At 36.0% G+C, this 14,602-nt stretch carries 13 protein-coding genes; 10 read left to right on the plus strand and 3 right to left on the minus strand.

Translation table 11 applies throughout. From position 1 onward, the window contains the following. The first annotated feature begins 12 nt into the window (after positions 1-12). From JHT90_RS02095 to JHT90_RS02130, 8 genes are all read left to right on the plus strand, one after another. Entirely contained in the window at positions 13-909 is an 897-nt protein-coding gene (locus JHT90_RS02095; protein ID WP_201093524.1) for a DUF4123 domain-containing protein, read from the plus strand. Beyond that, positions 909-4,577 (plus strand): toxin VasX, encoded by a 3,669-nt coding sequence (locus tag JHT90_RS02100; RefSeq protein ID WP_201093526.1) that lies wholly within the window; start codon positions 909-911, stop codon positions 4,575-4,577. The genes JHT90_RS02095 and JHT90_RS02100 overlap by 1 nt, the downstream gene beginning before the upstream one ends. Then, positions 4,570-5,676: a DUF6708 domain-containing protein gene (locus tag JHT90_RS02105; RefSeq protein WP_201093528.1), complete on the plus strand. Its 1,107-nt coding sequence runs from the start codon at positions 4,570-4,572 to the stop codon at positions 5,674-5,676. Before JHT90_RS02100 ends, JHT90_RS02105 begins: the two co-directional genes overlap by 8 nt. A gap of 106 nt (positions 5,677-5,782) precedes the next feature. After that, positions 5,783-6,889 carry a DUF6708 domain-containing protein gene (locus JHT90_RS02110; protein WP_201093530.1) on the plus strand — a complete coding sequence of 369 codons (1,107 nt, stop codon included), beginning with the start codon at positions 5,783-5,785 and terminating at the stop codon, positions 6,887-6,889. Positions 6,890-6,891: 2 nt separating this feature from the next. Continuing rightward, complete coding sequence (locus JHT90_RS02115) at positions 6,892-7,119, plus strand: hypothetical protein (RefSeq protein ID WP_201093532.1); 228 nt, start codon at positions 6,892-6,894, stop codon at positions 7,117-7,119. Positions 7,120-7,450: 331 nt separating this feature from the next. Further along, positions 7,451-7,669 carry a hypothetical protein gene (locus JHT90_RS02120; protein ID WP_201093533.1) on the plus strand — a complete coding sequence of 73 codons (219 nt, stop codon included), beginning with the start codon at positions 7,451-7,453 and terminating at the stop codon, positions 7,667-7,669. Continuing rightward, the gene (locus tag JHT90_RS02125) at positions 7,663-8,007 is read left to right on the plus strand and encodes a hypothetical protein (protein ID WP_201093535.1); all 345 of its coding nucleotides are present in this window, start codon (positions 7,663-7,665) and stop codon (positions 8,005-8,007) included. Before JHT90_RS02120 ends, JHT90_RS02125 begins: the two co-directional genes overlap by 7 nt. A gap of 223 nt (positions 8,008-8,230) precedes the next feature. Then, the gene (locus tag JHT90_RS02130; RefSeq protein WP_201093537.1) at positions 8,231-8,515 is read left to right on the plus strand and encodes a helix-turn-helix domain-containing protein; all 285 of its coding nucleotides are present in this window, start codon (positions 8,231-8,233) and stop codon (positions 8,513-8,515) included. Between the two features lie 226 nt (positions 8,516-8,741). Here the strand turns inward: JHT90_RS02130 and JHT90_RS02135 are convergent, their stop codons facing one another. The 3 genes from JHT90_RS02135 to JHT90_RS02145 form a co-directional block, all read right to left on the minus strand. Beyond that, on the minus strand, positions 8,742-9,287 hold the full coding sequence (locus JHT90_RS02135; RefSeq protein ID WP_201093539.1) for a hypothetical protein: 546 nt from the start codon (positions 9,285-9,287) through the stop codon (positions 8,742-8,744). Positions 9,288-9,614: 327 nt separating this feature from the next. Next, positions 9,615-10,496, minus strand: coding sequence for a site-specific integrase (locus tag JHT90_RS02140; RefSeq protein ID WP_236254009.1), 882 nt, complete (start codon positions 10,494-10,496; stop codon positions 9,615-9,617). Further along, positions 10,489-10,716: a hypothetical protein gene (locus JHT90_RS02145; protein ID WP_201093545.1), complete on the minus strand. Its 228-nt coding sequence runs from the start codon at positions 10,714-10,716 to the stop codon at positions 10,489-10,491. Before JHT90_RS02145 ends, JHT90_RS02140 begins: the two co-directional genes overlap by 8 nt. A 914-nt stretch (positions 10,717-11,630) precedes the next feature. Between JHT90_RS02145 and JHT90_RS02150 the strand changes: the two genes are divergently transcribed. Together JHT90_RS02150 and JHT90_RS02155 are read left to right on the plus strand one after the other, a co-directional pair. After that, entirely contained in the window at positions 11,631-11,990 is a 360-nt protein-coding gene (locus JHT90_RS02150; RefSeq protein WP_201093547.1) for an MmcQ/YjbR family DNA-binding protein, read from the plus strand. Between the two features lie 390 nt (positions 11,991-12,380). Further along, entirely contained in the window at positions 12,381-13,742 is a 1,362-nt protein-coding gene (locus JHT90_RS02155; RefSeq protein WP_201093549.1) for a hypothetical protein, read from the plus strand. The last annotated feature ends 860 nt before the right edge of the window (positions 13,743-14,602 follow it).

Below are 14,602 nucleotides of genomic sequence, written 5' to 3' on the forward strand. Positions count from 1 at the left end.
GAGGGAAATTAAGTGAACGAATTATCATTATTAGGCATGAAATATCAGGAAGTATTAAAAAACTTACCTTGGCAAAAAGAGACGATTAGTTTATTGCTAGATGGTATTAATGTAAAAAATATTTTTAAAGTAATATTTTCAGTACAACCAGTTGCAAAATTTGAAGTATTATATCTGCAAACACGTTTTCATGAGTTAAAAGAAGTTTCACCTTGTTTAATCAAAATTGATAGCCCAGCGAGTCCCTACTTACAAAAGTTTTTTGCTCATTTAGATGATGAGTGGGGCTATATAGTTACTAGTGACCGACCTTGGGACGAACAAGTTAAACATCTAAGAGATTTATTAGTTGTTCTAATGCCGCCAAATAATCAACAGGTTATGTTAAAGATAGCAGATCCGTTGGTTGCAACAGAATTGTTTAAAATAGCACAAGAAACAAATAACCAACTATTTGGTCCTTTTAATCATATTCTAACCACAGATATTCTCAACCAAGAATTTCATCATTACCAAAAGTTAACTAAAAATATAATACCATTAACCCTGCCATACACACTTACTGAGTCAGAAAATAACGCACTTGATAAAGTAGATATTAAACGCAGTCAACAAAACCTTTATCAGCATATGCAAACCTATTTTCCTGATTTTTTAAATCATTACCCTAAAAAGCAACGTAGATTAGCAATTAATCATATTATCGAAGAAGCTGAACAGCTAGGTTATAACAGCCCAATGACACAAGCGTTTTATCTAAATATTTATGGCTATTTAGGCGATAACGCACTGCAAGATCATCCCCAAATAACACAACTCATTAAAGAGCAGAATATTGAGTCACTAAAATTAGCTGCACAACGAGCACAGCAAATTTCAGTACAACAAGCAAGTAAAGGAATAGCATAATGACTACAGATGTAGAAACCAAATTAGACACAACTAAGCTAGATCCTAATGAAGTAGCAGCAGGGCTAGATGCAGGGGCAACTACAGAGCCAGCTAGTTGTCCATTAATGGCCGATACAGTTCAACTATTGCCTATCCGTTATGCTTATGTCGAGAACTTAGATCCTTTTAAAGAGGCAAGAAAAAAGCCACTACCAGAAACAACTACAAATACTAATGAGACATCAACAAAAGTAACTACAGAAAATACAGAGTCAGAGCAAACATACTTTGGAGCTAATTTAGAAGAAATTGTTGTTTATCCGCGCCCTCATCCAATAGGTTATCGTTTAATTAGAGATGGATGGTTATATATTGTAGAAGTAGCAACAGACTCTCGTATTTATGAATATGTATTAAAAGATGGTGTGGTTACCCAAAGAACTTATAAGGGAGGAACGATGAGCAATGCCAATCGTTCAACTTATGAAGGTATTGAACAACGCACTGGTAAAGATAAAGCACTTGTATTTAAAAAAGATAGAGTACTGTATGTCGCTTTTTCAGAAGTGCAATGGACTAACAGAAAATGCAATCAAGTGCTAAAAACGGAAGAAAGAAAACTATTGATGCAAGAAATTGACCTAAGGGGTGTTAATTGTGAGCATCAAAATGATCATTTAATCACTAAAGAAATAGCAGAAAAATACATCGCAGAAGTAGCAGAAGAATATAAAGCACCTAGCTATGATGTAGAATTTAAAGAAGAAAAAACAGCTTACAGTTGGGAAAATAAAGATATTTCCAACTTTAAAAAAGTACCAATAGGCAAACTTACAGCCCAAGTTGTTCCAGAATGTCAAAAAGGTAACTACCTATTTATGGTAGTAAATGACTATATAGGAATGATGCAAGACCTAGCTAAAGAACAAGATATGGTGACAGATTGGTTGGGTGATTGGTCAGAAAAAAATGATAACTCATTAAAATATAACGTCGGCAGCTATATAGATTCTACCTTAACCATTACAGCAAATAATGCTACCAGTAAAGGCGCAAGCGATTGGATTAATGAACTGACACCTGAACAAAAAGAAAAACTGTTCGACTATGTAAACTACAAAATAGAATTTGACAGAATAGAGCCATTTCTATGGCACTACAAATATGATGAAACCTATGATCGTTTCGAAAAAGATGGCCGTACTGACAAATTCTATGAAATGGATGCTGAATTATCAGCAAAGAAAAAGGCCATGTTAGCTTCTATAGGAGAAAAACAATACAAAGAACATGAACAAGAAATAGAAGCATTAGAAGAGGCACAAATTAAATACCTACATGGAACATTTTGGGGAACTCGAGGCTTAAATCAGCTTGTAGATACAGTCAAATTAAAAAAATATCTTGATATCGAGCGCCCAAAATATAAACGCTGGCAGAATCGGTTAGGTACAATAACAGCCGCTCGTGTAAAATTATTTACTGAACACTTTTACATGACCACATGGTATTTTGACAGTGATGTAGATGACCAACACAAGGATGTACTATTAATCGAGCAAAGCTGCACACATAATATACTGCGTAATGATTACAGTATTGATACAATAGCCAAGTATTTTAATGAACATCCCTACTATATTTTCCCTGCTTTTCAAACTAACTACACAGCAGAATATTATAATAAAACACGACCTAAAGTAGCTAAATGGCTTAGAGATACAAAGAAAGTGTTGGATGCCTATACCTCAGGGAAAGGAACAGATTTCCAAGAGCTAGAAAAAATCATGGACAAAGCTTACTGGAAAAAAATTCTGGAAGCGCCTGTCTCTATTCAGGATATTCAAAAACTACGACAACTTAATTATAGTCAGGCAATCTACAATACCTTAACAGATATTCTTGATGATCTCAGTAATCCACGTGCTACAGCAGCGGCACAAAAAGCCATCACCAGTAATTTACAACAGTTAGAAAATATGGTGAACAAACTGTCATTAGCACAACGTGCTAGTTTTTTAATTGATATTAAACAACATGGTTATGTTGAAATAAATGAGTCGCCTATGGCGACTAAAAAAGCACAAGCGCATATTGATGTTAGCTTAACAATCCTTAAAAATATCCAAGCGAATAAACAAAAGATTGCCCAATACACTAAACAACGCAAACAGCTTTATAATCCTAATTCTATGGAATCTAAAGGTCTATCCTATAAGGTAAGAAAAGATAAAATAGCCAGTTTAAAAGCAACCATTGCTAAACTGCAAACAGAAAATACTAGCTATATCAAAGCACTAGATAATCGCCAAGCACAACTACAAACATTGGTTAGCCCCCTACAGGCGGGAGAAGTACCCTTTAGCCTGCGCTTTACTGTACCTGCCGAACAGCAAAAAATGCTAAATTATGAAAAACAAATTCTGGCCAGTAAATTTTATGGCAATGATGCAAAAGGAGTATATAGCGCTGTCAAAAGCACCAATGTGCCAATAATTCTTTTATGCTTAAATGTTAAAAATTTAATTACTGTTTGGAATAAATATGAAAAAGATAAAGAGTTAGGGGAAATAGTTAGAGGACCATTAACAGCTAGTATTCTAGGTACTATTAGTGCAACTTTATCTGTAATACAAACCTTTCATACCAGTTTAATTAAACAAGCTATTACTCAGGTAGAGGGTATTTCTTCTAAAACCGCTGGTGCTGTATTAGCTTCAAAATTAAGTAAAGTCAGCTTATTACTTACAGGTTCTGCACAAATTATAGGCGGTATTGCTAGCTATATTACCTTAATTGCCACCCATCAAAAATGGATAGAAGCTATTTACGATGGTGATACCGCCAAAGCCGCCGCTGCAATTAGCGTATTAGCAGGTAACTATGGCAATGCAGGGGTAAGCACTGTAGGAACTATTCATACCGCAATAGCCGCCCGTGGTCTTTATAAAGATATAAAAATAGCTAAAATGGCTGTGCGTACTGCTTGGGCAGTAAGGGGAGCTAAGTTTGCCACCAGTATTGCTAGGTTAACCCCAGTAGGCTTGGGTTTTACGGCGCTGCAACTCATTGGCGAGTTTGCCTATAATTACTATAACCTCTCCGACTCGCAAGAGTGGTTTGAGCGTTGCTATTGGGGGCGTAAAAATAAAGGTTGGAACCAACAGCAACATAACCAAAAATTAGCGGAAGCACTACTAAAACCCTCTATTGCTGATCAAGGTGTAGTAGTAGATAATGGTCAACATTGGCGAGTATTACAACTTATTATTCCTGGCCAGCTAAGTCAAAGTTTACAAGATCGCCCCATTGAATGGGAAGCTATGTGGTTTCAAAATGGTATGGATTACCCTCATAAAGATACCCAAATAGGCGAATACCTTTGGCAACACAGTAAAATTATTAGCCCAGCACCTTTAACTATTGAATGGCGTTTACCTTGGATCGATAAAGCTGATTGGTCAGAAATCTATCATAGTAATACCCTCTTTATTAGGCTCTACCATACCCCAGATATGGCAACGGAACCTTTAAATAGTGATAAGCAAGCTATTGCTTATCGTATCCCTTTGCGCGCATGGGATAAGAAAAATAAAGAGCAGACAGACTTTATAAAACCAGAAAAAGGCTCTAAAATCCCCAAAATTGCTGAAAAAGTAACCTATAAGGGAGAGATTAATGGCTAATACACAAGTACCTATTGCAGGGGATTATAAAAAAACGCCTGTTACTGAGTATTGGTGCTTAGCACCTTTACCTATTCCTACAGGTTATCCTGCTATTCCCCAACAAGTAGATATAAAAAAGGCGACTAAAACTACCTTAGATCATGGTAAAGCCGATTACTGGAATTTTGAGTTTGGTACTCGCTTTGATTTTACTATGTGTTTTGTAGTATTTATAAGTTTTGTGATAGTACATATCTTTTTCTTGTTTACTGATATGAGTTTTTATGGAGGTTTTCAGATAACTTTTATAGAAGTTTCTTATAGTATGTTACCTTATTATTTTTTTGGTGTTGGTGGCACATTTTTATTTTTATTAATAATCACTATTTATTGTTATTTTAAGCAAGCCACCCAAGTACCCTTACGTTTTAATCGAGAAAAAAGACAAGTCTGTGCAGTAGTAGGTAAGCGTATATTAATAGCGCCATGGGAACAAGTAAGCGCCCAAGTAGAATCGGCGTTATTAGTTACTCCCTACAGTGCCACCGAAAATAGTAGTCTAATTATTCAAATACCTGATACTGAGCAAGGTGAAGTAGCCACCTTTACCATGGGCTATGCAGTAGACGCTTTAGCTATTGCTGATTGGGAAGCTATTCGGGTATTTATGGAACAGGGTTTAGATACCCTTAAGCAACAAGCTAAAACCCCTGAACAACTAACCCCCGATGCCCTAAAAAAATTAGAACAAAATCCACAACCAACAGCCGAATACTATGAAAAGCTAACTGAACAATACCAAGAAGGCAGCATAAAATACTTTTATGCCCTTAAAAATCTAAAGAAATACCAAAAAAATGGTTATTGGTTTTGGATTATCTGCCATATTTGCAGTGGTTGGACAATACCTTGTCATGTAGCTGAATGGCTAAATCGCCACCCCTATATTAAGCGCCCTGCGGCAATGAAAAAATGGTCGCAACCCATCCCTCAAGAGCAATGGGCAAAACCTTCAGAAGACTTATTAAAACAAACTCAAACCTTAACCATGGCCTATGGTAAAAAGGGCGTGAACAACTTTCAGGATTATTTTGTTAAACAAACTAAAGAGAAATAACTGTATTAGGTTAAAGCTTAGAGGCTATGAAATTTGTTGTTATTTGCTATAGAAATTTCTTAAGGCACTAAAACTCCTAAATAAGTAACCTATAAAAGAGAGATTAATGGCTAATACACAAGTACTTATCGCAGGGGATTATAATAAAACGCCCGTTACTGAGTATTGGTGCTTAGCACCTTTACCTATTCCCACAGGTTATCCAGCTATACCACAACAACTGGATATAAAAAAGGCGACCAAAACTACACTTGATCATGGTAAGGCAGATTATTGGAATTTTGAGTTTGGTACACGTTTGTCTTTTACTATGTGTTTTGTAGTATTTATTGATTTATTGATATCACATATAGCTATAATATTTGCTTCCAAAGCTTCTTATGGGAGTTTACAAAGAGCCTTTATTTACACGTTTGATGGTTTTTTACCTTATTATATTTTTGGTGTAGGTGGCACTTTTTTATTTATGGTTGTTGTAGCCATTTATATGTATTTTAAACAAGCTAGTCAAGTACCCTTACGTTTTAACCGAGAAAAAAGACAAGTCTGTGCAGTAGTAGGTAAGCGCGTATTAATAACCCCATGGGAACAAGTAAGCGCCCAAGTAGAATCGGCCTTATTAGTTACCCCCTACAGTGCTACCGAAAATAGTAGCCTAATTATTCAACTACCCGATACCGAACAAGGTGAAGTAGCCACCTTTACCATGGGCTATGCAGTAGACGCTTTAGCTATTGCTGATTGGGAAGCTATTCGGGTATTTATGGAACAGGGTTTAGATACCCTTAAGCAACAAGCTAAAACCCCTGAACAACTAACCCCCGATGCCCTAAAAAAATTAGAACAAAATCCACAACCAACAGCCGAATACTATGAAAAGCTAACTGAACAATACCAAGAAGGCAGCATAAAATACTTTTATGCCCTTAAAAATCTAAAGAAATACCAAAAAAATGGTTATTGGTTTTGGATTATCTGCCATATTTGCAGTGGTTGGACAATACCTTGTCATGTAGCTGAATGGCTAAATCGCCACCCCTATATTAAGCGCCCTGCGGCCACGATAAAATGGTCACAACCCATCCCTCAAGAGCAATGGGCAAAACCTTCAGAAGACTTATTAAAACAAACTCAAACCTTAACCATGGCCTATGGTAAAAAGGGCGTGAACAACTTTCAAGATTATTTTGTTAAACAAACTATAGGAAAATAACCATGTCATTCCAAGCCTTAATTGCCGCTTTTGTATTCGCTGCTATTAGCTATGTAAATTTCTTTGTGCTTACTAGCTCTTTTTTTACTATTCTTACAGGTATAGCTACAGCTATTATTGCCCTATTTGCGTTAGTGGCAAGTATTATGATGTTACTCTCTAAACCTCAAGAAACAGAAGAGGTTAATAGCACTGAGCAAGCTACTCCCAATATTAATAATAAAGAATAATGCCCATTGTATTAGATAAAGCTAACTATAAAACGTTTATTCCTAAGAAGTTATATAAAGAGCTAGAGTAGCTAGTTAATTATTTGGAATTTTTTGCTTTTGAACAACCTAGTTTTTGTCCTCATTGTGCTTTCATCAGCTTTTATCGAGCGGGAATCCAACAACGGCTAGATTTAAAACTAGAACGCTATCATTGTGGTCATTGTAAGAAAAATTTTACTCAATTGAGCAATACCATTTTTCATCGTACATATGATTTGGAAAATGGGTCGAAATAGGCTAACTTTACTTTGTTGGCCTTACAAAACGAGAGATTGCCAGTAGTCTTAATATGACCTATAAGTCTATTAGCTTTCGCTGCCATGCTATTGATCGTTATATGCAACAAAACTATCCTAAGCTCTATGACTGGTGGCGTAAATGTCAGGAACGAGAGGATTTGGCCTTTACTAAAGACATTGAGCATCAAGCAACGATTTTTTTAAACTGGTTAGATGAACGCATCAACAAAAAAGACTATTCCTGCCCAAATGCCATAAGCCTATGCTGAAATCTAGCAAAACCGTTCTGCGTCCATTATTTGTCTTTAACCGCTGTCGGGTTTATCACAACGCTTTAGAAGGAACTCGATTAAAAGGACCACCGCAAATTCATTTTTGGTTACTTTATGCTCAGCAGTCTATAGAAGGTAATGGGTGTAAAGATATAAATAGGCTTATTAAACTTGGTAATGCCGCCGCTCAATCTTGGCGACCTATATTTATCCTTCAAATGCAAGATTTAGGACTGACTAAGCTAGTACAATGGATAGATTGGCAGCGTAAAAGACGCTGTGCTCAAGTATTAAAAATCAATAAGTGGCTTAACAGTTTTGACAAGCTAGCCTAAATTCATCCATTAACTCGCAAATTCCCAGTACAGCGACTACATTCAATAAATATAACTTACCTGAAAATTTACAACGAAAAAAGACGGTCATAGGGAGGCATAACCGTCAAGGAGCAAAGAATTTATCGTTTTTCGTTTTGAGTGTTTAGAGTAGTGTTTTAACTCAAAATGTAAATAAGGAAAAATGAATTATTTGCGCTACCTCTAACTTTTGAGCAAATAAATGGTTTCCACCAGAACGACTCCCTATCAGGCGATGATTGCCCTATTGAAGAAAGCTCGAATTCAAAAAAAGCTTTCCCAAAGAGCCGTTGCCAAACTATGTGGCAAAAGCCAATCCTACGTTACCCAATATGAACGCTGTGAAACCCGTTTAGATATTATTGATTACTATGGCCTAGCCAGACTGTTAGACGTCACTGATGAACAAATAATAAAAACACTCCATAGATACTATGATGAACATCCTATTGATAAGATTCTCAATGACCAGAAAAAAACCAACTAAATTTTAGCAACTAATAGTTCACTTAGTCAGATGGACACCAAAATTGCTAAATTCCAATTAAGCGGCAAAACTGAGCTAAAGACCTAATATGTTGACTACAGCAATGTTAGATCCTTCAAAATCTTTAAATAGTGTTTTAATAGCCTCTATTTAGTATTTGGGAACTATCTATCGTCCAAGCGGTTAAGAGAAATAAATTATTTTTGGATAGCACTTTGAATTTTCTTTAGCCTTCGAATTGTTTATCTTCAAAAATATTTAACTGTCTAAAGTTTTCACCTATGAGGTTCTGCACTTCTTCAAAGCTATGTGACAACAATTGCATTTGATGTTCTGATTCTGCCTTATTTTCTGAAAGAGTAACTTTCAAAGATATGCTATTAAAAGTGTCTAAGCATTTTCTAAGTTTTTCATCTTCAATACGAGCTTTTAATTTAATAAGCTTTGCTTTAGTTGCTCGTAATAATTCATCTAAATCATCTGGAACGCTAATTTTTTTCCACTCTGTCCCTTGATTATAATTATGTATATCGTTGAGCTGAATTTCCGCAGTTTTTCTACTTATATTGTCTATAACATCTTGTAATTGAATAAGCGTTTCACGTTGAAATTCTATTCTTTTTAAATAAAGTGTTGCATATTGCTGTTCTTTTCTAGCAGTTCGTTCTCTTTTTAAGAGTCTAAAATCAGCCAAATAACTTGCAAACATTGTCAATAAAGCACCTATTATCAAAGATAATACAGGAAGTAAATCTTTAAAAAACTCCCACATAGTCACTCCCCTGTAGCTATTTTGTCCAAGTATTTTAATGTTTTATTAAACTATGCTAGCATTATTTCAATTTTCTTTATACAAACTGCATTATTTAATTAAAGGCTTGTTTAAGCTATTTTCAGTTAATAACTTACCTATAGCTTAATTAAATAATCTAGCTAATGACTTATCAGCAATAAAAATGATAAATAAGCATAATCAAAAACCTAATTAATTAGTTTTATATATCTATCCCGAATTCCCGCTATGTTAGACGCTAAAAATCGTCTAGACATAGCGGGAATTCTGTATCAGCTCAATATTACGCACTTTTTTGACGCACATTTAGCGCAAATAAACTTCCGTGATACTAGGTCTAAAATGCCCCATCTCTTGACTTACCGTTTGTAATGCTTGTTCTCTGTTTAAACCACAATGTACTTGCAGCTCTATCATCCGCCGTTGTGCATAACTATGCCGTAATCCATGAGCACCGTTTGACCAACCTAATGCCCGTTTTGAGGCCGTCGAGAAAGAACTGGACCAACGATTGCCACCATTAATCCCATAGTGCTGTTGATAATAAATATGCCTATCCGTTATGGTTATTGGCTCAACTAATCTTAGTTCCTCTAAACGATTAGCTAAATGGTGAGGTATTAATACTTCCCGTATCAGGCCACCTTTACCCTGTACCGTATAAAGCACACCTTCACTCCCTACAAACTTACTGGCTAAAGCAGGTCGCTTATCGGCTGTTCTTTCTGTAATGGGGAGGAGGGTAAGAAGTTCATGAGCACGTAAACCAGCGTTATAAGCTAATTCTGTTGCCAGTGCGTTTGGAGGTGTTTGTGCTTGGACAATCAATTCTACTTGTGCTGATTTATAAGCACGGGAATGAAGAATTTGCGTATGTTCAGACTTAATAACAGGCAAACGCTGGTCAGGTTCAAGCAAATGGGTAACCTGTTGCATCATCAACTGAATAGCCTGACGCTCCATATCCAGTGTTTTTTGCCCTACTTCCTCAGCACGCTGCTCCAAATAAACTAACGCCATAGCAGGTGTTAACTGACGCAGACTAATACGACTATCAATACAATACTGTGCAACCTGTTTTAACGCTCCCTCATAATTACGTACCGACCCAATAGAACGAACAATAGAACCCTGTAACTGCTTCATCACAGAACCAGCTTGTTTATCTGCATTGGCAAATTTACCCATGCTGCTTGGCTAACCAACGGCTAATCGTACTAGGCGCTACCTTAACATGACGTTGCTGTAACCAACGCTGTAAATCAGCCACACTTGCACCATTAGCATACAAAGCCAATAAAGCACTTTCATAACGCATTAACTTAGAAACACGTCGCTTACGTCTAATAGCCTGCTGCTGTTTTAAACCAGCCACCACAACCTCAGCATCAAATACGGTTATAACCATAAAGCCCTCTCTTTATCTCTTCCTCTCTTTACTCATCTTTTTCTTCTTTCAACCTTGTAAGAACAACAAAACCTAAACAACAGATTCAGCGACTACTTAAAGCCTATTCGCCCCAGTTTCACCTTAACGTAGTGCGGCTCGGACCGTTCACGCCTTAACGTTTCGTTTTGAGAGAACGAACAAACTCAACTAGCCGTTGCAGCGGCCTATAAAAAGTCTCCTAAGAAAATTAGTGATGAAAATACATGCCCAAAAAGCAATAAAATACGCACCCAAAAAATAGGCTTATACAATTGCTTGGCTTGTTTAATTAGTATGCGGAAATATAGCAATAGAGAATCGAACTAGCGTTAAGTTATAAAGCTAACTGACAAAGATAATGACAAATAAAACAAAGCATAGGTTATTTTGATTTAGACGAATGCTTATTTTTAAATAAAAAACGTATTACTTAAATCAAGTAATCGCATTGACAAAAATAACGCTCCCTCTGTTAAAAAAACAGCCCACGTAAACGGGAGTTGGATCGTGGGAATCCCGTTCAGATAATACTAAACAGAATGGTACAACACCCTCAAGGGGTTACGCGCACACAACAGGTGCATAACGTAACTATTATTATAGACAGGCAAAACTTAAATGCAATAGCAAAACCGAAAAATAACAAATGTAAACAATAGCTTGCTTTAAATTTTTAAACAACAATGTATGTAAAAAGACGCTAATAAACCCACATAGAAGATAAAAAATAATTATTGAATGATTAACTAATACAAATAAATAGATGACTACACTAACTAAACACAAATTTAAAAAAGAAAAATACAAAACACATAGCTAAGGAAGATAATATACTTATCAATTAATTGGAATAAATATACTGTTTGGTCAGCTAAAAACTGAAGGGGATAGCTATGACAAAGCGTAATAAAATCTTTAAATATGCAAAAGAGAAATATGGTAGCAAACTTGACTATCCTTGGAAGAAATACCCAGACTATGCCGTGTTAAGACACACTAACACCCATAAATGGTATGGACTAGTGATAAATATCCAAAAGAAAAAGCTTGGGCTTAAAGGCGAAGATAGTATCGATATAGTAAACTTAAAAATGCCACCTGAGCTTATTGGCTCTTTGCAGCAAAGCAAAGGCTTCTTACCTGCTTACCATATGAACAAAGAACACTGGATAACCATTTTACTAGACGGCACTGTAGCTATGGAAGAAATTTATAATCTAATCGACATGAGTTATAAACTAACAAAAAAATAAGTAAGTGCTTAAGATTACTCTTCAGCAAAAATAGAGGCTGTTAATTAGATTTGCATAGACTATAACTAACACTACTCCATAATGAAATACGATCAAACATGATAGGCAGCTAAGAGCGAGAAGCGGAAACAACAGGCAGCTTGAAAAGCGACTCATTAAATAACTGATTGACAATGAGTATCACTAATTTCACACTCCACCAGTAACGTTATTAGCCAAAATCCCATAACCAGAAGTGGCAGGATATCAACGACAGGCAGCTGGGGCAAACGTCTCAAGATGAGATTTTCCAGGTCATCTACAGCATGTGTAATAAAACAGTTCATCCATCGACTGATGTATATTACTGACTTATAATGTTCTTGTCTTTAGCAAAATGGATGGAAACAAATGGGAAGTTATGCATATGATTATCTTAATGACTCACTGCTTTTAGACGGTACTCTAGTTACACGAATGTACCATGGCATATCAGATGCAGCATTAGAGAAAGAGTTACGTGATTATCGAGAATATTGTCTAAAAGTACTTCCAGAAGTGCGCGAAACCGTAAAGACAGTTAATGGCTCGGTTAGTTGCATGGCGACTAATACAATGTCACTTATTACATATCTTAAGCAAGCAGCATTGTACTTAGAAGAAGCCATTGTATCTGACCCTATCTTTGAACTAACAGATTTCAGAACATCTTCAACAGAAGCCATAACTTCATTCATGGGTATGGCGACAACCCCAAAGATTGACCGTCAAAAATTAGCTGAAGCTGCTATCAGGCTCATTGAATTGCGTCCATTGGTAGCAGGTAGTTACGTTAAACTATATCCTGTAAGCTTCGAATTGGAACGTGGTACAGAGCTCCCCCTTCTCTACTCTGAAGTTGGTTTCGAAGATTGCCTACCACCAAATATCTTGAAGCAATATAAATTAAGTGCCAATGTACATAGTGTTGAAAACGACAATGGACGTATGCTTGTGATGAGAGATTTGTATCTCTGCCGTAACATCAGCATTCATTTTGAAGGTATGAGAGGCGGGTTTGCAATGGGATATATGCTTAACCCTACCGAAGTTAAACCAACAAATAAAAAAAATGTGTACAATTTCATACAAGAGAAAACATCAGAGCCACCATCAAAAGAACTTTTTAATGCATGGGTAAATCAATCCATAAATCAAACAGCTATGAGGCACTACATCGACCTGAGTAAACGGATTGCTTTATGCGATTACATTGGCTGTATGTTTAGTACTGAGTATCCGTTTGAAAGTAATTTACTGAACACTAACCTTGATTCCACCAATATCAAAGCTAATACCTTAAACTGCACACTTCAAATGGATGTTCCATTTCTGGAACAGATATCATCAGGTGATTTAATGTCCATTAGAAATAATGATGGTGAAGCATTCCAATCGTTCCGCTTGGAGCTAGAGAAAGGTTTTCGAGAGGCTAGACATGAATCAGATCCAAATCGTGTACGTGCGATTATTGAAAACACGCAACATGAACTATTTGAAGTTCAAATGAGCCAGATTGCACCACAAGTGAAGCACATCAAAAACACACATTATACTGACGTTGCTATCGCGGTTGCTGGATTAGGATTTAGTGTATTAACAAGCGGTGTTAGTCTACTTGCCACTATGATGGCTTTCGCACATGGCTATAAGTCTTATAATGACTATAAATCGAAAATTACAGCTAATCCATGTCATTTTTTATGGAATGTTAAGCAGAAAGCAAAGATTTAGTTAATGGTGTGTTTACATATATAGGTTGTACTAGCTCAGACCTGATCTGACAGTTACCAGTTTTTATGGGCGCCTGTCAGATTATATCTGGTTAAGATTCATCTCTTAGCTGATAGTTCGCATGAACAGCAATAAAGTACCAAGTTGGACATTTGCCAACATCTGGCTTGGCATTTCACCGACAGCTAAGCCTGATTATAACCAGAATTGCAAAAATATCAGATCGAGTAATAAGTGTCCTTTTATCCCTTTTTATAAACCTTTTAAGCCTTTTCAGGATAAGCGACATTGCAACAGCAATGTCACCTTTGCCTTTAAAATCCCTTACCTTTACAAACCATTAATAAAACTCTTACCCTTATAGTTTATTTAGAGTCGCCTTTTATTATCCCTTCAAGAAACCGACTTATTACCCATATCAATAATAATTTAACAATAAGCTTTACCAGATTTGAAAGTAATCAAATCAAAAGATATATTCGTTTATTAACCATTACATAAATTTTTCAGATAAATAGTCATATTCCATACTAATTAGATAACAATACATTTATTGATGGCTTGGTGGAAGGCTTTGGAAATATTGAAACCATATGGTTTCACCTTTTCTATTAACGTCTTTTATCGTTCTATTTCACTATTCATCAGTAAAAACTCATAGCAACGTCCTTAATAGAGACTAATAGAAAATGTGACTCTATATAGAGTCAAAATTTCCATTAAAGGCTATTGCAGTCAACCTATTAAATTTACTGATAAAATTGATAATAGTTACCTTAAAGAATACTAACAGCTTTATTTAGTACAGCATTACTAAACATGTTCATTAAGCAAATCACCCATCACTGATTTATTGACTT

The sequence above is a fragment of the Entomomonas asaccharolytica genome, from assembly GCF_016653615.1.
GTDB lineage: Bacteria > Pseudomonadota > Gammaproteobacteria > Pseudomonadales > Pseudomonadaceae > Entomomonas > Entomomonas asaccharolytica.

What these genes read in the sequence shown, in the direction of transcription:
- JHT90_RS02100 (WP_201093526.1), top strand. Translation starts at nt 909, where the DNA reads ATGACTACAGATGTAGAAACCAAATTAGACACAACTAAGCTAGATCCT.
- JHT90_RS02105 (WP_201093528.1), top strand. Translation starts at nt 4,570, where the DNA reads ATGGCTAATACACAAGTACCTATTGCAGGGGATTATAAAAAAACGCCT.
- JHT90_RS02110 (WP_201093530.1), top strand. Translation starts at nt 5,783, where the DNA reads ATGGCTAATACACAAGTACTTATCGCAGGGGATTATAATAAAACGCCC.
- JHT90_RS02115 (WP_201093532.1), top strand. Translation starts at nt 6,892, where the DNA reads ATGTCATTCCAAGCCTTAATTGCCGCTTTTGTATTCGCTGCTATTAGC.
- JHT90_RS02120 (WP_201093533.1), top strand. Translation starts at nt 7,451, where the DNA reads ATGACCTATAAGTCTATTAGCTTTCGCTGCCATGCTATTGATCGTTAT.
- JHT90_RS02125 (WP_201093535.1), top strand. Translation starts at nt 7,663, where the DNA reads ATGCTGAAATCTAGCAAAACCGTTCTGCGTCCATTATTTGTCTTTAAC.
- JHT90_RS02130 (WP_201093537.1), top strand. Translation starts at nt 8,231, where the DNA reads ATGGTTTCCACCAGAACGACTCCCTATCAGGCGATGATTGCCCTATTG.
- JHT90_RS02135 (WP_201093539.1), bottom strand. Translation starts at nt 9,287, where the DNA reads ATGTGGGAGTTTTTTAAAGATTTACTTCCTGTATTATCTTTGATAATA.
- JHT90_RS02140 (WP_236254009.1), bottom strand. Translation starts at nt 10,496, where the DNA reads ATGGGTAAATTTGCCAATGCAGATAAACAAGCTGGTTCTGTGATGAAG.
- JHT90_RS02145 (WP_201093545.1), bottom strand. Translation starts at nt 10,716, where the DNA reads ATGGTTATAACCGTATTTGATGCTGAGGTTGTGGTGGCTGGTTTAAAA.
- JHT90_RS02150 (WP_201093547.1), top strand. Translation starts at nt 11,631, where the DNA reads ATGACAAAGCGTAATAAAATCTTTAAATATGCAAAAGAGAAATATGGT.
- JHT90_RS02155 (WP_201093549.1), top strand. Translation starts at nt 12,381, where the DNA reads ATGGGAAGTTATGCATATGATTATCTTAATGACTCACTGCTTTTAGAC.